Origin of the sequence: Providencia sp. M-27 (genome assembly GCF_011077905.1) — a bacterium.
Taxonomy (GTDB): Bacteria; Pseudomonadota; Gammaproteobacteria; order Enterobacterales; family Enterobacteriaceae; genus Providencia; species Providencia huaxiensis.
The window spans coordinates 22,145-45,216 of sequence record NZ_JAALBT010000011.1; the positions used below are offsets into that span (position 1 = coordinate 22,145).

General features: G+C 41.1%; 19 protein-coding genes. 6 read left to right on the top strand and 13 right to left on the bottom strand.

Going from position 1 to position 23,072, the window contains the following annotated elements:
* Positions 1 to 21 precede the first annotated feature (21 nt).
* Positions 22 to 1,239 carry an MFS transporter gene (locus G6Q48_RS15330; protein WP_166267396.1) on the bottom strand — a complete coding sequence of 406 codons (1,218 nt, stop codon included), beginning with the start codon at positions 1,237 to 1,239 and terminating at the stop codon, positions 22 to 24.
* Positions 1,240 to 1,350: 111 nt separating this feature from the next.
* Between G6Q48_RS15330 and G6Q48_RS15335 the strand changes: the two genes are divergently transcribed.
* On the top strand, positions 1,351 to 1,938 hold the full coding sequence (locus tag G6Q48_RS15335) for a TetR/AcrR family transcriptional regulator (RefSeq protein ID WP_102138557.1): 588 nt from the start codon (positions 1,351 to 1,353) through the stop codon (positions 1,936 to 1,938).
* Here the strand turns inward: G6Q48_RS15335 and G6Q48_RS15340 are convergent.
* From G6Q48_RS15340 to G6Q48_RS15355, 4 genes are all read right to left on the bottom strand, one after another.
* Positions 1,935 to 2,690: a DUF4184 family protein gene (locus tag G6Q48_RS15340; RefSeq protein WP_102138556.1), complete on the bottom strand. Its 756-nt coding sequence runs from the start codon at positions 2,688 to 2,690 to the stop codon at positions 1,935 to 1,937. The genes G6Q48_RS15335 and G6Q48_RS15340 overlap by 4 nt on opposite strands.
* A 102-nt stretch (positions 2,691 to 2,792) precedes the next feature.
* Positions 2,793 to 3,818, bottom strand: a complete 1,026-nt coding sequence (locus tag G6Q48_RS15345) for a threonine aldolase family protein (protein WP_166267398.1) — start codon at positions 3,816 to 3,818, stop codon at positions 2,793 to 2,795.
* A 194-nt stretch (positions 3,819 to 4,012) separates the two neighbouring features.
* On the bottom strand, positions 4,013 to 4,648 hold the full coding sequence (gene alkB / locus G6Q48_RS15350; RefSeq protein WP_166267400.1) for a DNA oxidative demethylase AlkB: 636 nt from the start codon (positions 4,646 to 4,648) through the stop codon (positions 4,013 to 4,015).
* Positions 4,649 to 4,763: 115 nt separating this feature from the next.
* On the bottom strand, positions 4,764 to 5,636 hold the full coding sequence (locus tag G6Q48_RS15355) for an EamA family transporter (RefSeq protein ID WP_166267402.1): 873 nt from the start codon (positions 5,634 to 5,636) through the stop codon (positions 4,764 to 4,766).
* Between the two features lie 84 nt (positions 5,637 to 5,720).
* Here G6Q48_RS15355 and G6Q48_RS15360 point away from each other — a divergent pair, with 84 nt between their 5' ends.
* Positions 5,721 to 6,215: a MarR family winged helix-turn-helix transcriptional regulator gene (locus G6Q48_RS15360; RefSeq protein ID WP_166267404.1), complete on the top strand. Its 495-nt coding sequence runs from the start codon at positions 5,721 to 5,723 to the stop codon at positions 6,213 to 6,215.
* 46 nt (positions 6,216 to 6,261) lie between these two features.
* Here G6Q48_RS15360 and G6Q48_RS15365 read toward each other — a convergent pair whose 3' ends face one another.
* The 5 genes from G6Q48_RS15365 to G6Q48_RS15385 all read right to left on the bottom strand — a co-directional run bounded on the left by G6Q48_RS15365 (position 6,262) and on the right by G6Q48_RS15385 (position 16,976).
* Positions 6,262 to 8,304 carry an SWIM zinc finger family protein gene (locus G6Q48_RS15365; RefSeq protein ID WP_166267406.1) on the bottom strand — a complete coding sequence of 681 codons (2,043 nt, stop codon included), beginning with the start codon at positions 8,302 to 8,304 and terminating at the stop codon, positions 6,262 to 6,264.
* A complete protein-coding gene (locus G6Q48_RS15370) occupies positions 8,301 to 9,455 on the bottom strand; it encodes a VWA domain-containing protein (protein ID WP_102138550.1) in 1,155 nt (384 codons plus the stop codon). Before G6Q48_RS15370 ends, G6Q48_RS15365 begins: the two co-directional genes overlap by 4 nt.
* Positions 9,455 to 12,001, bottom strand: coding sequence for a DUF5682 family protein (locus G6Q48_RS15375; protein ID WP_166267408.1), 2,547 nt, complete (start codon positions 11,999 to 12,001; stop codon positions 9,455 to 9,457). Before G6Q48_RS15375 ends, G6Q48_RS15370 begins: the two co-directional genes overlap by 1 nt.
* A gap of 106 nt (positions 12,002 to 12,107) precedes the next feature.
* Positions 12,108 to 13,217, bottom strand: coding sequence for an ATP-binding protein (locus G6Q48_RS15380; RefSeq protein ID WP_102138548.1), 1,110 nt, complete (start codon positions 13,215 to 13,217; stop codon positions 12,108 to 12,110).
* 24 nt (positions 13,218 to 13,241) lie between these two features.
* Positions 13,242 to 16,976 (bottom strand): DUF4132 domain-containing protein, encoded by a 3,735-nt coding sequence (locus G6Q48_RS15385; RefSeq protein WP_166267410.1) that lies wholly within the window; start codon positions 16,974 to 16,976, stop codon positions 13,242 to 13,244.
* Positions 16,977 to 17,332: 356 nt separating this feature from the next.
* Between G6Q48_RS15385 and G6Q48_RS15390 the strand changes: the two genes are divergently transcribed.
* The 3 genes from G6Q48_RS15390 (at position 17,333) to G6Q48_RS15400 (ending at position 19,458) form a co-directional block, all read left to right on the top strand.
* Positions 17,333 to 17,737 (top strand): RidA family protein, encoded by a 405-nt coding sequence (locus G6Q48_RS15390; protein WP_102138721.1) that lies wholly within the window; start codon positions 17,333 to 17,335, stop codon positions 17,735 to 17,737.
* A 27-nt stretch (positions 17,738 to 17,764) separates the two neighbouring features.
* Complete coding sequence (locus G6Q48_RS15395; protein WP_166267412.1) at positions 17,765 to 18,730, top strand: threo-3-hydroxy-L-aspartate ammonia-lyase; 966 nt, start codon at positions 17,765 to 17,767, stop codon at positions 18,728 to 18,730.
* Positions 18,731 to 18,828: 98 nt separating this feature from the next.
* Entirely contained in the window at positions 18,829 to 19,458 is a 630-nt protein-coding gene (locus G6Q48_RS15400; protein WP_102138545.1) for a helix-turn-helix transcriptional regulator, read from the top strand.
* Here the strand turns inward: G6Q48_RS15400 and G6Q48_RS15405 are convergent.
* Positions 19,455 to 19,991, bottom strand: a complete 537-nt coding sequence (locus tag G6Q48_RS15405) for a metallophosphoesterase family protein (protein WP_102138544.1) — start codon at positions 19,989 to 19,991, stop codon at positions 19,455 to 19,457. The two genes, G6Q48_RS15400 and G6Q48_RS15405, sit on opposite strands and share 4 nt — an antisense overlap.
* Positions 19,992 to 20,233: 242 nt before the next feature.
* On the opposite strand from G6Q48_RS15405, the gene G6Q48_RS15410 reads away from it, so the two are divergent.
* Positions 20,234 to 21,112, top strand: coding sequence for an alpha/beta fold hydrolase (locus tag G6Q48_RS15410; protein WP_166267413.1), 879 nt, complete (start codon positions 20,234 to 20,236; stop codon positions 21,110 to 21,112).
* A 43-nt stretch (positions 21,113 to 21,155) separates the two neighbouring features.
* Here the strand turns inward: G6Q48_RS15410 and G6Q48_RS15415 are convergent, their stop codons facing one another.
* Positions 21,156 to 22,040, bottom strand: coding sequence for a DUF362 domain-containing protein (locus G6Q48_RS15415; RefSeq protein ID WP_102138542.1), 885 nt, complete (start codon positions 22,038 to 22,040; stop codon positions 21,156 to 21,158).
* Positions 22,041 to 22,235: 195 nt separating this feature from the next.
* The gene (locus G6Q48_RS22830; RefSeq protein ID WP_166267415.1) at positions 22,236 to 23,072 is read right to left on the bottom strand and encodes a hypothetical protein; all 837 of its coding nucleotides are present in this window, start codon (positions 23,070 to 23,072) and stop codon (positions 22,236 to 22,238) included.

A 23,072-nucleotide genomic window follows, 5' to 3' on the forward strand; every position in this document is an offset into this window, starting at 1 on the left:
TGGTTTATTTTTTCGTTGTTTTTAATGGCCATTTTCGCATTCAACTGCTATTTTTTGTTGGGTTTTATCGCGTAAGTAACTCAACCATGTTGAAATTAAAACGAAAATACCACCAGATATCGCAACAGCATAACCGGCATAAGGGCCATAAGTATCCACCATTTTACCCGTTAACATCGCGCCAATAGCAACGCCAATATTTAACCCAGCGAGTAACCAGGTCATTCCTTCTGTCAATTTATTTTGAGGAACAATTTTCTCAACTAATGTCATTGCAATGATCATCGTCGGGGCAAAGAACAACCCGGAAATGAACACCACCACAGATAGAGAATAAACCCCGACGACCCACCACATCGGCACAATAGAAAGAAACGTCATTAAGCCGCTGAGGAATAGTAAGCGAGGCAAAGGCGTGTTAAAGGTTAACCCCCCAAAAACAATCCCCATTGCACATGAACCGACTGCATAGGCCGATAACACTAAACTGGCCATCGCCGGTTGCTGTTGTAATTGAGCCAAAGTAACACTCAAAATATCCACACTGCCGACAATCACACCTAAAGCAATCATCAATGCAATCAATAACTGCAACCCAACCATTGAAATGATTGATTTATTCGGTATTACAAGATGATCAGATGCTACGACTTTAGGTTCAGTACTGCGTTGTGAAATAAACAAAGCCATTCCCACGGCTAATAAAACTGCTGCCACCAGCAAGCCTGCTTGGGGAAATAAAGCGACAGTGATCCCGACAGACAACGGAGGGCCAACAATAAAAGTGGCATCATCAAATACAGTTTCTAATGAATATGCCGTTTGTAATATAGGCTGATTTTTGTACAGCGCAGTCCACCTTGCCCTGACCATCGCCGACATACTAGGCATTGCACCCGTTAGCAATGCACCGATAAATAAACCGATATCAGGTAACGATAACCACGTTGTTATGATGATAATAAACACACCGAGCACACTGATAACAGTCACCACTGGCAAGACGCGAAATTGGCCATATTTATCCACTAAACGGGAAATTTGTGGAGATAGCAGCGCATACGTTAATACAAAAGTTGCAGAAACAAGCCCTGCCAAGGTGTAACTCCCTTTTAGCTGTGCTAACAAGGTAATGATCCCGATCCCCATCATCGGTAACGATAAACGCGCCAGTAACCCTGCTATCACAAAGCGTTGGTTTTCTTTTGCCTGAAATAACTGCTGATAGCGACCTATCATATGAGCTCCAATATGAAATTTAATTATACATACCTTGTGTATGTATAATTATGATATAATCATACACATTGAATGTAAATAATTATACGCCCTGTATGTAAGAGAGTTTTTATGGCAAGAAGAACACAAGCGCAAATGGCAGAAACACGTGCGAATTTGCTAACTACAGCGCGAGAGCACTTTAGCCGGCTTGGTTATGCAGAAACTTCAATGGATGAAGTTGCAGCAAGTGTCAATCTCACACGTGGTGCCCTTTACCACCACTTTGGCGACAAACAAGGCTTATTTACTGCCGTTGTTGAGCAAATCGACTCACAAATGAATGCACGTTTACAAGCAATTACTCACCATACTGAAGACCTATGGAACAGTTTTTGTCAGCGCTGTCATGCTTACTTAGAAATGGCATTAGAGCCCGAATATCAACAAATTATTTTTCGTGACGCGAAAGCCGTATTAGGCGATTTCTTAGCTAAATCAAACTTGCAATGTACCGAACAGATTGAACGTTTACTCTATGAGCTCGCCAAAAAAGACATTATTAAAGATATTGATACCCACGCATTGGCTTTTTTGATTAATGGAGGTCTCGCTGAAGCGGCCTATTGGATTTCACAAGGTGATAGCCAACAGCGATTAAAGAAAAGTATCGCTGCCATCGATATCATGTTATCAGGGCTATTACTCACGAAAGGCTAACTCTGCATTGCCTTTCGCTGGCGCTGATATTTTATCAGTGCAAACAATATACTTGCTGTAAAAAAAACAGGCACTAGCAGTGTCAGTTCTAAATATACAAAGCGATTAAAACTAAGCACATCCCCTTTCATGGCTAAATTATAAGCAAATGGTAAGGAAACACACGCTGAAATAATGGCAATCTTGAGCAATACCATTAACTTTTTCGCATACCGTAGCTGCTGAACTGCAGATTGCCGGCGGTAGAACTGCTTGTATTTTATCAACAAGTACAACGCCCCCAATAAAGAGCCAAGGTGTTGCAGTAATTTATAAATAGCAATTTCTTGGCTATCTGTCATGTTAAATACGACAATCTGCAAGAATTCGGCGTGCCGAACAAAAGCCCCCGACTGATGAGTAAAAGCATCCCAGATAATATGGCTTGCGGCACCAATATAAAAAGAAAGCACGACAATACAGAATTGTCGAAGTGAGCTTACACTTCTGCTTTTTAGGGGAAATGGCACAGCATAGTGGAGAAAAAAAGCACTTTTTTGTACAAAAATAGTGATGAGTAAACATAATGGTAAGCCAGTATATAACCAGCCTATCAAGTCATGAGCCGTAGTCGCTGCCGAGTACCACATCATTGAATAAAATAGATCTGGGCTTAAGCTGCCTAAAATTAAAGCAGGCAAGCTTAAAAAGCGCCCAAATCGACTTTGTTTAATCGGAAAAACAACCGCAGGATGGGAAAAAGTCCAAGGCATGGCAAATTGCTCATTAACGTCATCAATATCCCGCCATCATGATAAATAAAACCCAATAAATATAGGCGAAATATCGGAAATATTTATTGGGATGATACTTACCTAAAGTAAAGCTTGGAAAGTCTGCTTTAATTTGTCTACATCTTGCTGAGTTGTTGACCATGAGGTACAAAAGCGAATACAGGTGGTTTCCGGTGTCGGCTTACAAATTAAGCTTAACTGGTAGTGCGTTAATAATTTATTCGCCAATGCATTGGGAAAAATAACAAAAACTTGGTTTGATTCTACAGGCGCAAGAAACTGGAAGCCCTTTTCGGTAAAAAATGAAGCTAATTGTGATGCCATCTCATTAAGGTGGCTTCCCAACTTAAAATACAAATCATCATTAAACAGTGGCTCGAACTGGGCAGCGAGTAGCCAACCTTTTGCTTGTAACCCACCTTTTTGCTTAATACTAAAACGAAAATCTGATTGCAATGCAGGGTTTACAATTACTAAGATCTCCCCAGTTAATGCGCCTATTTTCGTTCCACCGATATAAAAAATGTCGGTCAATTTTGCGACATCTTCAATGGTTAAATCACTATATTTCGACATTAAACCAGAAGACAAGCGAGCACCATCCATAAATAACAGTAAGTTATGAGCGTCACAAATCTCGCGTAGCGCAACTAGCTCTTGTTTACGGTAAACAGTGCCAATTTCGGTTGAATTACTGATATAAACAAGCTTAGGCTGGACAGTATGTTCATCACCATGCTCAGATAACACTTTAGTAATATGTGCGGGGGTTAATTTACCTGATGGTGAGTCAATGGTAATGACTTTATGGCCTGTCGCTTCAATTGCCCCCGTTTCGTGGACTGCGATATGGCCACTCTCCACGGTGATCACCGCTTGGTGAGGTCGTAATACATGGGAAATCGTTGTCAGGTTAGTAATTGTACCGCCATTAAAGAAATGAACATCTGCACTAGGTTGGCCAATTCTTAATCTAATTTGAGCTGCGACCCTGCTACAAACCTCATCAGTGCCATAACCTTTGAAACGTTTTCCTGATAAATCATTTAAAATCTGCATAACTGCAGGGTGAGCTATCTCATTATAATCATTTAAAAAGCTATACATTCACTTACCTACCAATACCTAGTTATATTAATTTATAATCATCATTTATAGGTGTATCCAATTTATTATTCAATGATATTTTTTCTATATAAATACTAAATTTAACGATTAGTATTATTTAATCTACTGAGATGAAATATTAAGTCATTCATGGTCTATTTAATTGATAAATCGGAATATTGTAAAAGGCGAATTTAAGGTTGAGAACGCCTAAACGTCAAGTTATAGCGGTAAGGTCCTAACAACGGATGTACACCTGGTTTAATACGACGTACTCCATGATAATTCAGCCGTGACTGGCCTCCCCAGACCAAAACATCCCCATGTTCTAAATAAACAGCGACTTTAGGCGCATCTCGTGTTGCCCCACCAAAATCAAAGGTGGCTGGTAATCCTAAAGAAAAAGAGACAATCGGCTGAGTGAAATCGGCTTCGTCTTTGTCTTGGTGCAATGACATTGCAGCGCTAACTGCATATCGGTTAATTAAGCAGGCATCAGGGATAAAATGATCGAAGCCAGCGGTGCTCGCTGCAGAAATTGCCAATTGAACAAATGGAATAGGCATAGGTTGCCATAGTTCATTAGTGACAGGGTCACGCCTACTATAGCGGTATCCCTTCTCATCGCTTACCCAGCCCCACTCACCACAGTTAGTCATTGCTGCAGACATTTGATAGCCATTTGGGGTTGCCATGTGCCTTAATGGGTTAGCAGCAATAACGTTGCTTAATGACTGCAATAGTGCATCACTTTGCCCCAGTAAAAACCCTTTGAGTAAAAAAGCTTCAGGTGCAATTTGCACCGTATTATCTTCATCAGGAAATAACATATTAGCCACTTATTTATAGACCGCATGAATGCTCCAATGAATATTAACACAGGGAAAAGTTGCTCATTGCATTCATTAACAACTTACATTCAATGAACAACTTTTAGGGCTTACTTTAACGCTGATAAGCTAAAATCACTTTTCTTGTTTCCGCTCGTTGGCTCGCCCACACGCTGAGTAAAATGACAATCATACCAATAAATTGCAAGGTGCTAAGTTGTTGGTTGAGATAAAACCACCCCAAAACTACTGCACTCACAGGGCTTAAAAACCCAAGAGACGCAACTGAACTTGGGCCTAGTATTGCAAGCCCACGGAACCATAAGGCATAAGTTAATGCTCCACCAATAAGCGTTAAGTACCCCAACCCAATTAAATTTAATGAACTCAACGCTGGCAAAGCTGGCTCAAACACAATGGCAAAGGGTAATAAAACTAACCCTCCCGCAGTTAATTGCCATGAAGTGAAGGTTAAAGCACTGACGGGTGGCTGCCAGCGGCGGCTTAATACCGTTCCCGCCGCCATTGAAAATGCGCCAGCTAACCCTGCAATAATGCCTAGCGGATCTAAAGCCGCATTCGGTGTTAAAAGCAATATCGCCACCCCGAATACCCCTGCAATTGATGCCATAATAGAAACTGGTGATAAACGGCTATTTAACAACCAACGACTTAAAAATAAAACAATTAATGGCTGTACGGCGCCAACCGTTGCAGCTACACCACCAGGTAAGCGATACGCAGCAATAAACAGTAACCACCAAAATAAAGAAAAATTTAAAACACCTAATACCACCACACGTAACCACCAAATACCCTCGGGTAGTTTTCGTAGCACGAGTATCAATAGCAACCCTGCAGGTAAAGCGCGCAATACCGCCAATGTTAATGGTATCCCTGCGGGTAACATTTCTGTTGTCACTAAGTATGTACTTCCCCACACAATCGGTGCTAATGCCGTCAACCCTAAAACCGTTAGTCGATTCATATTTCTGCTCTTTCAGTTTATCTTGACGTCAAGATATGTGCATTTTGCCTTGACGTCAAGATAAATAACCGCCATTATTTGCCTATGGATAGAATAGATAAAATCACTCAACAGTGGGAAAGAGAACGCCCTGACCTCGATATTAGCCCAATGGGGTTAATTGGCCGGTTGGGTAACGTCGCGTTTCACTTAACTCGTGAAATGGAAAAGGTCTTCACACAATTTGGCCTTAACCGTTCAAGCTTCGATGTGCTTGCGACATTACGCCGAGCAGGAGCCCCTTATACGCTGAGCCCGGGGGAAATGCTGTCAACGTTGATGGTCACATCGGGGACAATGACCAACCGAATAGACCAATTAGAAAAAGCGGGGTTAGTCAGCCGCCATGCCAACCCTGATGACGGCCGCGGTTTTTTGGTTTCACTAACAACCGAAGGCTTAACGCTAATCAACCAACTTATTGAAGCACATACACAAAACCAAGCCCGCCTCGTTGCTAAATTATCGCAACAAGAACAACAAGCATTAGATCAGTTACTGCGGACATTCTTAGCGTCATTTGAGTCTAATGAGAAGTAACACACTGTTGATGCATAATGAGGGAGTGATCTTACTCCCTCTTATGTTATTGATTAAATTGAAAAGGCAATGGCATTTGTAACCTTTCAAAACGGTCACATAAATAGACTAACTGTAATAGTACTTCGGGTTGTAAGTCACTGGAGGCAATCAATGGTTTGAATTGATTAGCCAACCAAAGAGCCCCCAAATCCTCTAGCGTTCTAATAACGTACGCAATTTCATTTTGTTGGGTTTGGGATAAACATTGCCTTCCTGTGCACGCTTGCGTTTCCAATACTGAAAGTATTGGCCGAACAAGCTGGCTAGCCAACGTTAATTCAGGCACAAAAACTTGGCTTTTTTGCTGCTTTTTCGCCATATATTCGATAATTTTATTAAAAAAGCCTGAACGTTGTTTCTTACGTGGTGTACTTTCAAAGTCTAAGTAGAACAGCTCAATACCGTGTTCCTTTTTTAACCATAGCGTTTTGGGTACCAACTGGATCGCCTCTTGCGAATGACTTACCTGCACCGTCACAGCACAAATTGGCCATTGCTGTTTCGTAATAAACCGCAATTCTTCAATTTTATGGTCATCACTCCCTTGCCAGTTTAACCGTAAAAATGCCCGATTTTGTTGTGCGTCAGTCACCGCCCATAAGACACATTGTTCTGTTTCATCCCAATAGAGCGGCTCATAGTCATCAATATGCAATAAAACCGGGGAAAACCGATTGTCTTGTGTGAGTGTTGGCAATTCATTAGCCGCCAGCTGCCAATCGGTATAACCAAATTCAGCTTTAATGTTAAGGTAATCATTGGTTGTTACCCCCTTTTCTTTAGTGCTAACCGCATAGCTTTCGCCTGTGGCTGATAATTTACCTTCCTCTGATAACCGCGGTGAATGCAATTTAAAGGGGGTTTTCATCAAACTTTCGGCTGTATGTTTCCATAACGCCAGTGTTTGCCAAACATTTTGTCGATTAAACGTTGGGTCAAGGCTATTACTACGACCTTGCGTACATTGAATGATTTTTTTATTTTGCCGATCCCAGAAACTCAATGTAGCCCCAATCGCACCACTCTCGGTTTTCCACCAGTTTGCATCAATAGGCAATAAATCAAATTCTATGGATTGATCGCTATACTGCCGTCTTTGTAACCCTTTGAGTTCAATAAGCTGATGTTCATTTGCTACTGATAATTGGTACAAATAAGCTGATATCTCGGCAATTAACCGCAAAACTTGCCCTTCATCCATCGTAAAATGTTTGTCGGCTAAGCGCTTAACTTGTTGGCTAAGGCGTCTCATATCATTAGCTAAGCGAGGCAGCCCTTCTGCTCGTGCTGACATATTCAGTAATTGCAACTGGCTAGCACTGCTTTGGCTAATATGTGACAGTCCTTGCCGTAACATATCCTGAATAAATTGTTCGATGGAACCCATCACCACTTTATCGTCTTGGCTAAGTCCCTGTTGATGCACTTGACCTGCGGTTAGCTCTTCTGGCCAATGCCAATCTTGGCCATGCTGAAGCTTCAATTTTGCAATAATAGCGAGATGAACCGCATTTTTTTGTTTTTCGGGTAGAGATGAAATCATGCCCTGTAAGCCACTATTACGCATATAAATAATTGGCTCATCATATTCTGGCAGACTAATTTTTAACTGGTTGGATTGCGCTTCATAAACCAGTTTGTCGTCTTGCCATTGCGCTATAAATTTCAGCGCTAAACGAAGTTCAGGCTTAGTTGCTTGTTTGATTAAGCTCTCTGGTTGCAGTGCGAATAATTCGCTTAGTACCGTTTCACTGGCTATCGGCTCTGCTGGATCAATTTCTGTGATTGCATTCGACTGTACCCACAAAACTGCCGCCAAAATGTGTTTACAACACTCTGTTGCGGGGCAATCACAAGTGGCTTTTTGGATCCCTTGCGCATCTAAAGAAACGTTTTGGCCATCACTCGTGAATGTGCCAGCGTCTAAGTCTGTTGGGTTAACCTTTTGGTTTTCAACATCTTTGCGGGCACGTCTCAGTAACCCCACATTCGCAAATACGGCTAATGCATCGTCGTCATACTGTAAATAACTGTTTTTCCAACTCATTGCATGACCTCCGCTAACCATTGAGCAAAATGTTCCGGGGTTAATGCAGCAACATGCATCCCTCTATCAGCGAGTTTTTGGGCAATTTCAGGATCATAAACGGGAAGTGCTTCATCATCCAACGCGGCTAAACCTAACAACTTCACTTGTTGGCTATGCAAACGTTGTGTGCAATTGAGCAAATGATTCAGCGCGCCACCCTCTTCAAAATCGCTGATTAAGCTAATCACCGTGCGTTTTGGGTTACGTATCAAACTTTCACAATATTGCATCGCTTTAGCGATATCCGTTCCGCCACCCAATTGCACGGTCATTAACACTTCAACAGGATCTTGTGCAAGGTGGCTTAAATCAACAACTTGAGTATCAAAAACGACCAAAGACACGCGTACAGTCGGTAATGCCGCTAAGATACTCGCGCACACGGCCGCATACATAATAGAACTCGCCATCGAGCCACTTTGGTCAACACACAGGATCACATCCCACGGTAAATGTTGTTGTTGACGAGAATTAAAATGAGGTGTTTTTATCACTAACCGTTGATTTTGTTTATCGTAATTTTTCAAATTAGCGGCAATCGTCCCTCGCCAATCAAAATTACGGCTGTTTGGGACCAGTGAACGTTGAAAGCGGTTACGTCGCCCTGTTAGTGCGTGGCGAAATTGGTTACGTATTTGACTTAGAATATCATCCACGACTTTGCGTATAATATTTTTAACGGCATCACGGGTTTCTTCATTCATCTTCCCGCGTAGGCTTAACAACGCTTTTGCGAGGGACTTTGTCGGCTCCATGGCATTTAGCGCTTGTGGGTCCTTTAACAAACTACTGATCTCATAACGTTCTAAAGCCTGAGATTGCATCCGCTCAAAGGTACTATTAGGAAACAATTTACGGGCTTGGTTTAACCAATTAACCGCGGTCAATTGGGAAGCATCTAAAGAACCATGACGTCCAGTTTCTTGCTTTAAGCCTCGACGTTGGTATTCTCTTCGATACAAAAAGTCCAAAGAACGTTCTATTTTCAACTCTTCAGCACTGAAAGTGGCTTGGCCAAGTGCGTTATCGGCATATTGCCCGAGTATTAAACGCCAGCGCTTAGCTAGTAGAAGTTGTTCAGGGGTTAATGTGACATTTTTTTGACTCATTATTTACCTTCCTGAGCGCGAGCAAACCAACTTTGTAACCCTAATTCAGTGAGCTGGCTTTGTAATTGTTGTTCGAGTTGAATAACTTGCATCATTTGTTGCTCATTAAACTCGGTTTGGTGCAGTGTGAGTTCTTTTGCCTCAATCGCTAAGTCTTGTGCCACATATTGTGCCATTTGTGCATTTTGTTTAGGCGTTAATTGGCTAAATGCAAACCGTAAATCGGGTAATACTTGAATAAAACGCCCTTCATCCCATTCACTAAGTAACTGATTTAACATACCAATGAGTAATGGTATGCGTAAGACTAACTCGGGTGCGGTTCGCATCACACCAATAAAATAGCCAATGGCCATTTCAGGATCACTACCGGTGCTGAACGCACGCTTAATTTCTTCTGTTAGGACGGATTCATCTATTTTTGCCCCGAGGTAGCGCAAAGCATCCACCGCACCTTTTAAAAGTGGCGCATGGTTCAACTGACCTTGACAGCGGTCTAATTCTTTATAAAAATCAAAGGCATAATCATGGTTTTTATTGATTTCAGGCATGAAGGTGATTAATTCACGGCAAGAAAGCAAGGCTGAAAAATGGGGTTCTTGCTGCTGTTCATCCCCCTGCGTAATTTGTGCAAAGCAATAAAACGCTTGTTGCAACAAGGCATCTAAACGTGCTTCGATAGCAAAACCATCGTCAATATCAAAGAATTGGCGACCCCGCCACAGATGAACAAGTTTATGACCACACGCAATCAATGACGCAAACTTTGTATCCTGCTGAATATAACCATCTAACAAGGAAAATAATGCCGGCATCCGTTGATGCAACCCAATCAATGCTGCTTGCATGAGTAACCCGACCGCACTTTGGCTTGAACGACTAACACCTTGCTGTTCTAGATTTTTCTCCATTTCAAACAAACGGTTTAGGGCAATAGCTTTTAATTGCGTTCCTTGTTCTGATAAGGCAATTAATTCCCCTTCAACATTGGGCGTCCACGCGTATTGCCATTCTTCAAACAATAAATCCATTTGGTTACCAGAAAAAAAGTTTGGCCCAGATAGATGCTTAGCAAAATGGATATCGAGAAATGCTAATAAATGCAGGAATCGGCTACGCGCACGATGTTGTTGATTACGATAGACATCTAAGCGACTCACCTTACTTAAGGTGTCATCAAGTTTGAAACGAAAACTTTTTGCGATTTCATAAGTTTCAGTGACCAGCGGAGGCGTTGCTGTCCCTTTGGGGATTTTCCCGAGTAAAAAGCCAGAGAAACAGGTTTTTATTTCCTGCCAAAGCTCAATTTGGCTTTCATCTAAGCTACCTTTGATAAAAACACTTTGTAACCCATCTAACAGATCATAGCGCCCAGGACCTGCATGCCCACGAAAGGCGGCAAGACGAATGCTTTGCTCTGCGGCCAATTTAACCGATAGAAAGCCAGGAGCGGCTTCAAATTGCTTTTCACGTAAGACATGCGCAACTTTAGACAGATAGGCAACACCTAAACGATTTCGATAAGCTTGTGTAGGTTGATTGTCGCCTGCCATCTGGGCTTGGCGTTGCTCTAATAATGACAACCACGACTGCTGGTAAAATGCGGGGGAAGGCATCCCTGATGCATAGCCATTCAATGCATCGAGTTTGTCATAGCTATAGCGAATAAACCAAGCCTTGTCTTGTTCGCCCAGTTTTTGCTGTTGGGTAAACGCTTTTTGTTGTGCCGCAGAAAGCTTAAACTGCTGTTTACGCGCCTCTTCCAACCCTTCAAGTAGCGCAAGGGTATGGAATCCCCCCGTTACCACGACAATTTTAGCTTCCGGATGTTGGGCTTTAATGGTTTGGATATGCGACTGCATATATTGCTCACGCTGTATGGAACCTTCTGACTCAAGGACTTGGGGTTCATAATCAAGTCGTGCCAGAGCACACCAGATAAAACTATCCATAAAAAAGGCTGGCCAATCTGCGAGCTGTTCAATTGCTCGTAATTCAAAAATCTGTTCCCATAATTCATCATGGTCACGGCAACCACTTTTTTTCGCAAGCTGGCTAATAAACAAGCTATGTGCTAAGTAGCGCTCTTTCTGCAAACTTTGAGATTGCAGATCATTGGCTTCATCTTCATTAACTTGTGCTGTCCATGGTAAATCAATAAAACGTAATTGGGCTTGGTATTGCTGGCCTATGTGCAAAGCTTGCCATTCAGGGGAATATTCACAAAAAGGAAAATAGGCAGAGCGAGTGACGGCGTCACTTTTATCATCCTCCTGTGTGGTTTTTAACTCTGTTTGCGCCATAATAGCGACAGGTGGCTGAGTATCATGATGTAGCAAACTGGTCAGTAGCCCATTAAAACTATCAGGCCCTTCAATTAAAACGTAATCGGGTTTTATGTGCTCAATCAAAGACAGTGTGCTGTATGCACACGCAGGGCTATGATGACGAATTGGCGCAAAATAAATACCCACTGACTCAAGTTGTCGCCTATCTTGTAATGCTTTTTCAATGCGTTCTGGTAAAGATATCGATAGCAAGCTCACCGCTGTTTCCCTAAGGGTTATTCGCCTTAAATGGCCTTTTGCTGATTTAGTTATCATGAAGACGAATTAGCAGAGCCCTCACGGCTCTGCCATTGTGATAAAAAATTTATTGCCAAAATGCCCTTGATGCATCAAAAAAGGCTTTCCACTCTTGGCTGTGTTTTGCCCTTTCTCTCGCGACATTATCAATGTAATAACGCATCCGTTTGATATCATCAGGGTTATCTTTTAACACCACACCAATAAGCTGCCGTGCAACGGCCCCTGCATTGAGCGTACCATCGCCTAAGTAATGGGCTTCAAGCGCACATGCATAAGCAATATTCACGGCCTCAGCTGTCGACATCACCGCATCTGGGGTTTTAATATTGCCCCCATCTTTGGTATTCCCTGAACGCAACTCTTGAAAGGTGGTGACTAACAGTTCAATAACGTTGCTAGGGATAGTCACTAGGCCGTTGAGGTCGGCTAACTCTGTGGTTAATTGCTTATTAATCAGTTCAATTTCAAAGGCGGGGTCTTGGATTGGCCGCACAGTTTCAAAATTAAATCGGCGTTTTAGTGCTGATGACATTTCATGAACACCGCGATCACGCAAGTTCGCTGTACCAATCAAATTAAAACCTTGCTTCGCGCTGATCCGTGCATTGTCTTTCATTTCCGGGATCATCATTTGCTTTTCTGACATTAAACTGACCAGCACATCTTGAATTTCAGGTGGGCATCGGGTTATCTCTTCAAAACGAACGATTTTACCTTCTTGCATGCCTTGGTATAACGGTGAACTCACCAGAGCCTTTTCCGTCGGGCCTTCTGCTAGTAGCAAAGCATAGTTCCACGAATATTTAATATGATCTTCAGTTGTACCTGCGGTTCCTTGAATGGTTAAACCTGAGTCACCACTAATTGCAGCAGCTAATAATTCCGATAACATGGATTTCGCTGTCCCGGGTTCCCCCACTAGCATTAGTCCTTGTTTGCCTAATAACGTCACAATTGCGCGGTCAACTAAAGCATCATCACCGAAAAATTTTGCAGAAATATTGAGTGATCCATCACCTAAGATAAATTGCCTAACGGCACGAGGCGATCGCAACCACCCTTGTGGTTTCGGGTTCTGTTTATCTGCTTCGGTTAAACGTGCCAATTCATCGGCAAAACGAACTTCTGCGCTTTCACGCAGAACATTCCCTTGTGTTGTTTTATTTTTAGTCATTCCAAAATCCTACGTTAAACCCGCTTACCAAGGTGTTTTCTTTTCCCACTCAGGATCAAAACCTGCACACGCATCCGCAACTTTTAAATAATCCGCATAGCTTTCAGCTAACAAAATAGGCGGGATATCTTTTAACTCGATATAGCTGCGGTTCCATGAGCTTTGTTGTGATTTCTCAAAGCTTAATGAATACAAAACAGCTGGGATATTTTCCTCTGGCACATAACTGCCACTAAATTCGATATAGACATAAAAACCTAAACTGGCGAAATGTTTTGCATAGTGGGTAAAGCTCCCACCATCTTCCGCCTGCCCGCGCTGGTAACCCATTTTTGTCAAGACGCCACGCAAGGTGTAGGTATCGGTTAGCCACCCTTTGCGGTCTTCAATTTCGGTTAATTTCAGATCCAAATCAGGGATTTTATGCTCCATTTGCGAGAATAAAAATTTCACTTTGTAATCTTTAAAGTGTGCTACCCACGCTTTCCGTTCATCTTCACTGACCAATGCCGCATGGGCTAATTTGATATAAGAATCAGTAGATAGAGTGACTTCATCATCATCTAAATTTAATAAACTGCCATCGTCCGATGGACGAAATACATTCAGAATATTGTTGTCTTTCGTTTCTATCCAGACTAATTTTTCAATAAGGCCGCGCATCACCGGGTGTGCTTGAATATATTCCTGCCAGTCTGCGGTTGTCCAAAGGCGCTCTGCACACATCGCTTCATACAAACGTGCGGTTTGTAGTTCAATCACTTGCTTGAGCTCTTTTTTACTCGCAGTGAATAACTTTTTAGACTCTTTAGCCAACTCTTCATTGTCTGTTTTGCGTGCAGCAGGTAATGCTTTGATTTCTTTACCTTCTGGATTAAACAAAACTAATTTTTGCTGTGCATCCAGTTTCGCAGTAAACGTGCGGTCACCGTATTCAAGTGCCAAAATACCGGTTTCATCCATTCCCGCTGTTGGTATTGTTCTATCCGCAAGTTCATCTGCGCTCCAACCATTACGCTCGGCAATCTGAGCAACCAATCCGCGCGCTTTTTCTTGAACTGACGCGGTACGATAACGGCGAGAAAGTGACAATAATAATTGAATGATGAGTGGGTCATTGCTTGTCGCCACCGCATCAATCATAGCTTCAATTTGTGCACGCCGTTGGTAGTGGTCACGCATATAATTACGCAATGTAGTCACGGCAAGGTGCCCTTCAATACCACAAATCAGTGCTAACATCCCTTTATCACTAATAGCGGAACCTAAATAACGGCGCAGTACTTCATTTTTTATCTCATTAAACGTCTGCTCTAACGTGTAGTTTTCATATTGGCTATAATATTCAGGCCAACGTTTCACCCAATCTTGATAATTAGCTAAGCGCTTTGGCGCATCGCGTTCTGCTTCCGCCATTGCCATTTCTAATGACGGCCCAGCAATGTCCTGCCCGATAAAACTATTTAAAATAAAACTGCCGAGTTTCTTTTGGCTATCGACTGAAAGTAAGCCAATATAACGTTGCAATAACCCATTACCTGCTGGCATTTTTAATTTAACGGCCAAGATCACCCACCAGCGAATAATATCGGCTTCTACGGGTTTATTATTTTGCCAAGTTAATGCGGGCAACGTATCTAAGTTAAACCACGCCATACTGGCAGGCGCTTTCGCTTTTAGCCCTTTTTGCGCTTCTGTTAATAACACTTTAGGCGCAAGGTAACCGGAAATATCTTCCCCAAATTGTTCCAGAGCGGTTAATAAGGCAGCCCGCACCACTTCGCGTTTTTCTTTCTTTAACAATGCATAAAGTGGTTTCAATGAATCAGGGCTTTTTAATCGTGCCAACCATTCAATTGCGGTAACACGAATTTCTTGCTTACCTGAATCTAACCCCTCAGCCGCATTAAGGTGAATATTCGGTAATGTCTCTAGTAGTTTCTGCGCACTCAGACGATGAGTTTTATTTTCCCCAAGAGCCAACTCCATAATACGCGGAATGAATCGCGCGGGAATGGTCGGCAGCATGGCAAGTACATCAATTCCACTCGCCGCATCATATTCTTGGTAATGACGTTGCTTTTCTTGTTGAGGAATTAAACCCAATGCTTCTGCAATAAAATCTGGGTGTTGAATAAAAAACGGCCAAACTTGTGCTGGCTGATTAAAAATGGCTAACCCATTGGCATATGAGCGTAAGCAAAGGTCTGCAATTAACCGTGTTGCATTATTAAAATGGCATTGTGTTAACGTTTTTTCTAATTGGCGCAATTCAATTTGCCCAAGAATTCTTGGTGGAACTTCTCGAGTAAGATGGTAATGGGATAGATGCTCTTCATTTGTGCGGTTATGGCTGATCAGACGTAATGCATGGAATAACGTAAATTCAGGCAAGTTAGTAATACGTTCTTTAAATTTCACCACGCTATATTCATGGTCAGTAATAATTTCCTTACCTGAATTTAGTTTATCAATCACTTTGCAACAAGCTTGTGCATTAAGCTTTTGGAATTCTTTGTAATGGCGTTGTGCCCAATTGTAGCTGTGCTTCTGTTGTTTATTTTCTTCAATTTCATTTTCTGCATTTTCTTTTGCTTTTTGCAGCATTTCATTGAAATTATTAACTAAAATATCTTTTGCACTTTCAGGCAGCGGTGTATCTTCTAATTCAACGAATTCAGGTAACTCGGCTTCTTCAACCTGGCTAGCTGTATCCATCACTGAAAATCTCGAAATCGCACTTTCAATACTTTTCAGGACGGTTTTATTCGTTTCTGTTGTTAATGCAGCTTCTAATATCTCTCGATGTTCACCTATTCGAGCAAATAAATCTGCGGCTTGAGTACGCTGTTTGGGCGTCCCTTCTGTTAAAATTTGGGTTAAATGTTGCGTGACCGATTGTGCAGGTAAAATTGCCATTGTAGGTTCCGCAGCTGCACGCACTGTTTTTAACGAGCTGGTGGCAAAAGAAACTAATACGTCAGCAAAAAGCGTATAAAGGTCAACGTCTTTCTTCAACGTATTGATTAATTGAATTTGCCCAGCAGCAGATAAATGATTCACTAATGTCTGCTTAATAAACGCTTGCTCTGCAGTTAAATACGCTTTGAAACCAGGGATAGCAAAGAGCCGACTTAAGTTATCATAATGGTAATCGGATAAATGGTGCCGATCGGAAATGATATATAAAATGGTGTTAGCCGGTTTATCTGTCTCTTGTTCGATAATTTCCGTTAGTAAGTCAAAATGCCAATGTTTTCGATGTTCTAACTTGGTATCCCGCGAATTATCATAGGTTTTTGCAAAGGCATCACCCATTAAATAACTCACCCATGACGGTAATTCAGGCGTTAATACTTTGATATTAATATCTTGACATGCTGCAGCTAAAACTTTTGCAAAACGAGCGATTTGCGACGAAGTAATCCCATCACCCACTTTTGAATATAACTTATGTCTTGCATTTGCCCCTTGGCGAATTAATTTATTATATTGACTCGAGTTAAAGCTATTTCCTCCCCACCACCAATCTACGGTACCGGGTTTATCGAGTAAAATAACGGCTTTTTCGTTATCCAATTGGCTTAATTGAACCAATACTTCTGGCGATTTTCCATCTAACACATACTCTAAAACCGTTTTAGGCAATGCTTCATCTAGTACTGACAAAGGCAAAAGCGCTTCTTGTAAATATTGTTCTGCAACGGGTAATTCTTTTTTCCCAAAAATTGAAAGAAGATTAAATGTGAACTTTGCCATCTGATATCCCTAAAAGTATTTATATAACAACTTCTTATCATTTAAATGATATCGTCACAATTTGATTATTCTTAATCATTTTCAATTAGGATATATCACCTAGTCCGCCTTGCCACTTTAAATTCTGCCTATAGGAATATAGTGATGAATTTACGCTTAATAATTACCTTTTCCCCAATAAATCATTTGATTAACTCGCTTATATTTATATTTTTCTTTTTGCCATGTTGATGGACACTCCAATAACAATTTGTTGCTATTTACACCAAATTTATTCTCTAAAAAAGCATTGACTAAACAGATAGTCTAGGATTAGACTAAAAATCCAGTTAATGGTTTTTTATCGAGAGGTCGATATGAGTCAACTTATTGAGAGTGTGAATATTGAATGTGTCAATGCACCAACACTCATTGCCCCAAAAGGGCATTATTCACACTGCGTTACTGCAAATGGACTGGTTTTTATCTCAGGGCAATTGCCCGTTGATAAACTCGGTAATGCCATTACGAACGCGTCATTCCAAGAACAAGCCTCCCTTGTACTTGCTAATTTACAAGCATGCTTAAGTTCCGTTAATTGCGATAAAACGCATTTGGTTCAAGTCCGAGTTTATATAGCAAATATGGAAAACTGGCCGTTATTCAACCAGATATATGCTAAGTGGATAGGAGAGCACCGCCCAGCCCGTGCTGTTGCAGGCGTTTCTGAACTTCATTTTGGCGCAGCCTTAGAAATTGAAGCGATTGCAGTTTCTGTTTAACGACTTATTATTCATTGGGGTTATATCATGTCAGAATTAATACTACCGACTTATCAAGATGTGAAAGCAGCAGCACAACGTATTGCGGGTTTTGCGCATAAAACCCCTGTTCTTACTTCAACAACCGCAAATAAAGAATTTGGTGGTGAGCTGTTTTTTAAATGCGAAAACTTCCAACGCATGGGGGCTTTTAAATTTCGTGGGGCCTTTAATGCGTTAAGTTTATTAAGCCCTGAGCAGAAAAAAGCCGGTGTTATTGCATTTTCTTCTGGTAACCATGCGCAAGGCATCGCTTTAGCAGCACAACTTCTGCACATTCCAGCCACCATTCTAATGCCTAATGATGCACCTGCCGTGAAAGTTGCCGCTACGCAAGGTTACGGTGCTACCGTTATCCGTTTTGATCGCTACAAAGAAGACAGAGAAGTACTTTGCCAACAACTCGCAACGGAACAAGGGTTTACGATTATTCCTCCTTATGACCACCCTGATATCATCGCTGGCCAAGGCACAGCAGCAAAAGAGCTGATTGAAGAAGTGGGTGAATTAGATGCCCTGTTTGTATGCTTAGGTGGCGGAGGCTTACTTTCTGGGTGTGCCATTGCAACCAGAGAGTTATCCCCTAATTGCCAAATTTATGGGGTTGAACCTTTAGCGGGCAATGATGCACAACAATCATTTCGCCGAGGGGAAATTGTGCACATTGATACGCCGAAAACCATCGCAGACGGTGCGCAAACCCAACATCTAGGTAACTACACCTTTGCAGTTATCAAAAATAAGGTTGATGATATTTTCACTGTAACTGATGAACAACTTATTGACCGCATGAAGTTTTATGCTGAACGAATGAAAATTATCGTGGAGCCAACAGGTTGCTTGTCCTATGCTGCCGCCCTTGCCCACAAAGAGTTGTTTCAAGGTAAGCGTGTGGGGATCATTGTCAGTGGAGGCAATGTCGATATTCAGCACTTTGCACAATTAGTATTATAGAGAATGGGTTTCATAATGTTCACCGCCCTTCATCTATTAGCAACACTGAAAATAGGTTAAAATTAACTATTACCGCTTGATAGATGAAGGGAAATGACATGTCAGATCAAAAAGATAATTCATTACTGGCTCAAGTTGAAATTATTGCAAAAGGCCTTAGTGAAACATTTGCGCCTTTTTGTGAAGTCGTTGTACACGACCTTAAAAACCCAGAACACTCAATCCTTTCGATTCATAATAACTTATCTGGTCGCCAAGTTGGTGAACCGACTACTGAACTCGGTCATGCAAGAATTGAATCTGCAGATTTTCCGAACATCATCGCCAATTATACCAACCAATTTTCTGATGGGCGCCCTGTAAAAAGTACGTCGATTGGCATTAAAGATGAGTCAGGGCAATATATCGCAGCATTGTGTTTAAATCTGGATATGACGTTGTTTAGAGGCATGCAAAGTATGCTGTCGCAGTTTATAGATGTGGGAAATAGCCCAATAAAAGAGCATATTGAGCCTAATGGTGCGGAAGCCATTCGCATGCGTATCGACCAATATGCAGCAACCTTAGCAGCGACACCTCGGACATTGAAAGCAGACGAAAGAAAAAACTTAATTGAAGTGCTGCGCAATGAAGGCCTGTTAGATATCAAAAAATCTATGGAAACAGTGGCACAACACTTAGGCGTATCAAGAGCTTCAGTTTATTTGTATGCAAAAAAAGAAAGTTAACTATTTGCCTTTTTTAATATCTGTTTAATACTAATAGGGAAAAAATTATTCACATCCACACCAACATTAATAGCCCGGGGCCCTAATACCGCTAAACGCTTAAACTGCTCGGGGTCTTTACCTGAATTATGAACATGTCCATATAAGTGAATCGCGTCACGGAAGAAACCTTGCCATTCTAGTATTGGGTAATGGAATAACACTAATTTTTGTTTTTGATATTCCAACTCATGATAGCTTTTAACCCATTCAAATAACGATTGGTCAAATTCGGGGTCGTCTAAAAATTTATCATGGTTGCCGCGGATCAAATATTTTTTCCCTGCTAAACGGCGTAATATTTTATTGGCATCCGCACCATTGCCCTTGTATAAAAAATCACCGAGTATGTAAATCTCATCATGATCAGTAACATACGCATTCCAGTTATGAATTAATGTATCATTCATGTGACTGGTGCTTTTAAATGGGCGATCACATAGGTTAATAATGTTCGAATGACAAAAATGGGTATCTGAAATAAAGTAAATCATATAAAACCTAAAAATATATTAATAATTATTCTACTCAAGCAAACGATTTGCTTACTACTTATCATATCTCAATGATTTTTAATTGCTTTACGGAATTGGCTGAAAAACAGACTTATATTGCGTTGCCATGGTATATTTCAATTATATCAAAGGTAATCATTGCCAATTTTTATGGCTCGCAATTACAACGAAACTACGGCATATAAATAGCACTATTCATTAATAACGATCCCGGAAGAAAAATGACCAAAACTAATTCAGCTCCACTTTTTTATGACTCATTTGGAACACCAGATAACCCTGCAATTGTCCTTATTCCTGGTTTAGGTGGCCATAACATTAGCTGGACCTCCGATTTTTGTCAGGAGATTGCAGATGCCGGTTTTTATCTCTTACGTATAGATAACCGTGATGCGGGTTTATCTCATCATATCAATGAGTTTCCATCTATTAATTTAGGGGAATTGGTTGAAAAAATGCAAAAAGGTGAGCCTTTCACTATTCCTTATACTTTATTCGAGATGGCTGAGGATATTATCCATCTATTGGATACATTATCTATTGATAAAGCTCACTTTATTGGACGTTCTATGGGCGGAATGATAGCGCAAATAGTAGCAGCGAAATTCCCTGAACGTACACTCTCTCTTTGCACAATCATGTCATCAACAGGGAACCCAGCGCTGCCACAAAGTGCTCCCGATGTAATGCAAATGTTGATGAGCCCAAGTGCTAACCCAAAAGAGGATTTAGAAGGATATTTATCAGGACAACTCGCATTTTATTGCCGGATCAGCTCAACATTCGGCCCATTTGATGAAAGTTATTACCGTGAATATATACTGCAATCGCTCGCACGTAATCATTCACCCGAAGGCACTAAACGCCAAATTGTTGCGGTTGCCGTTACCGGAGATCTGCGTCCTTATATTCAGCAAATTAACGTACCAACGTTGGTTATTCATGGTTCAATCGACCCGCTCTTCCCTTTAGCCGCAGGGCAAGATATTGCTGACAATATTCCTAACGCAAAATTAGAAGTTATTGAAGGTATGGGCCACGAAACGCCACCAATGATTAATCCACTAATCGCAAAACTGGTAATTAATCATTTAAATTAATAGGTTAGCATGATAAGGCTCTAAAAATGAGCCTTAGTCACCATTATAGCCACCCTTGTTTCTTATGCTGTGCACAAATTGGGCAAATATGGGTATTTTCTTCCCAAGAAGAAAAGGGTAAGTGGCAAGTATGGCACTGCGCATCATAATAATGGAAAATTTTTGGCACGTTATTTTTAGCTGTATAGGTTTGTACATGAATAGATTTAGGAAAACAAACGACTTGGCAGCTCATGCAACCCGTACAGCGTTTTTCATCTATCAAAAATTGGTTATTTTCAATTTCTATCGCATGTTCATCACACATTTTGGCACAAGCACCACAAAGAATGCATTTTTCCGTGTCTAGCTCGACTTTAAACCAGCTATCTTCAGGGTAAAATTGCTTTCTCGCATTAAGCCCAGTTTTTACCTGCCCCTTATCCAAAGGTTTCGAATCTAATTTTTGACGAAATAGCATCATACGGCGGCCGCTATCAACTTGTTCCGGCTGAACAATACGCAATTGCCAAATAGGTTCTTGTAACGCTTTGAGTTTTAAGTTTAATGCCGCTATCGTTGGCAACCATTTATCAACCCACGGTTCAGCAATTTGCATCCCACGAATACCATATTGCCGGTGCCAAACAATCAGTTCATCCGCATTCGCAATAGGCTCGTCATGGTTTACTATCAGAAACTCCCCTTGATAACTACGCTCATGAGGGTTGATATTTTCAATAGCATCTACAGGGCAAGCAAATAAACAATTACCGCATTGGAAACACAGTTCATTATTAATTTCTGCATTCATATGGCTAAACGATACCGCACCGACGGGACAACTGGTGGCACAATTATCACAGATGCTATTTTTCAGGCGTTTCCTTACGCACTGGCCATTAATTATGGGTTCAGGAGGCAGCTCTAAACTAATAAAACGTCTCATTGCTATATACTCTCCCGTTACAACAAAAAATAATATATTTTAAATAACTTGCTACATTTAATCGTTAAATTCTAGCATCAATTTTAAAACTATTTTAGTACAACACTTTGTAGATAAAGATGATTTGGGCTAAATAATGACTTAAAAACCACAAAACTCCCTATATTTTTAAGTTTTGTGGTTTACCTCGCCTCTCTAACTTACTTTTTTCATGTAATTATCCACAAGGTTAACAGGGGCCCAATCCACCTGTAAATGTTCAATATCCTGCATACCAATACCGTTTTCTTCATCTTGTAAACGCAATGCAGCTAACGACTCCACTAGATGATCCAATTTTTGTTGGGTTGAATGCGCATCTAACCCCTCTAAAGATTGCACATGAACAACAGTAGGCGCTATCGTATTCGGATACTGAAATATTTTCACGCTGCGTCCCTGCTCTGAAGTATAAATATATCGAGTTGCATTACTCCTGTGATCAGGTTCTTCTCGAGTGACGTCCTTATTAAAATTAATGAGGTAAATCGTGTTTTCACCGCCAAAGCTATACAGCGAATTCCAACCGACAATTTCACCATTAATAATAAAGCTATTTTTCCCACTGGCATCTGTCAACAACCCATTTGAACCATTGGAGATGAAAACATCATTGCCTTCACCACCATATAAATTGGTATCACTTGTTGACGCATAAAGAACATTATTCCCCTCAATACCATCTGGTATTGAAATAGCTCCTGTGACTGCTTGCCCTTTAAATACTCGTCCAACTCCACTTCTATCCCAAATTTTTTGCTCTGAACCACTTGTCCGAATAAACAAACGCCTAAATGGTGCATTCTCACTAATATGTATATTCTTTGCCTCTGTATCAATAATTGATGAAAAACTTAGCTCGTTAGAAAAATGTTTAAATTCATCCATAGGGTGCCAAATCTGCTCGGGCGCTAATTCTGTTTTATATTGGCGCTGTTCAGCAAGGTAGCGAACTAAATGAGCCATACCATCATTATGAATATGGATTGGCAT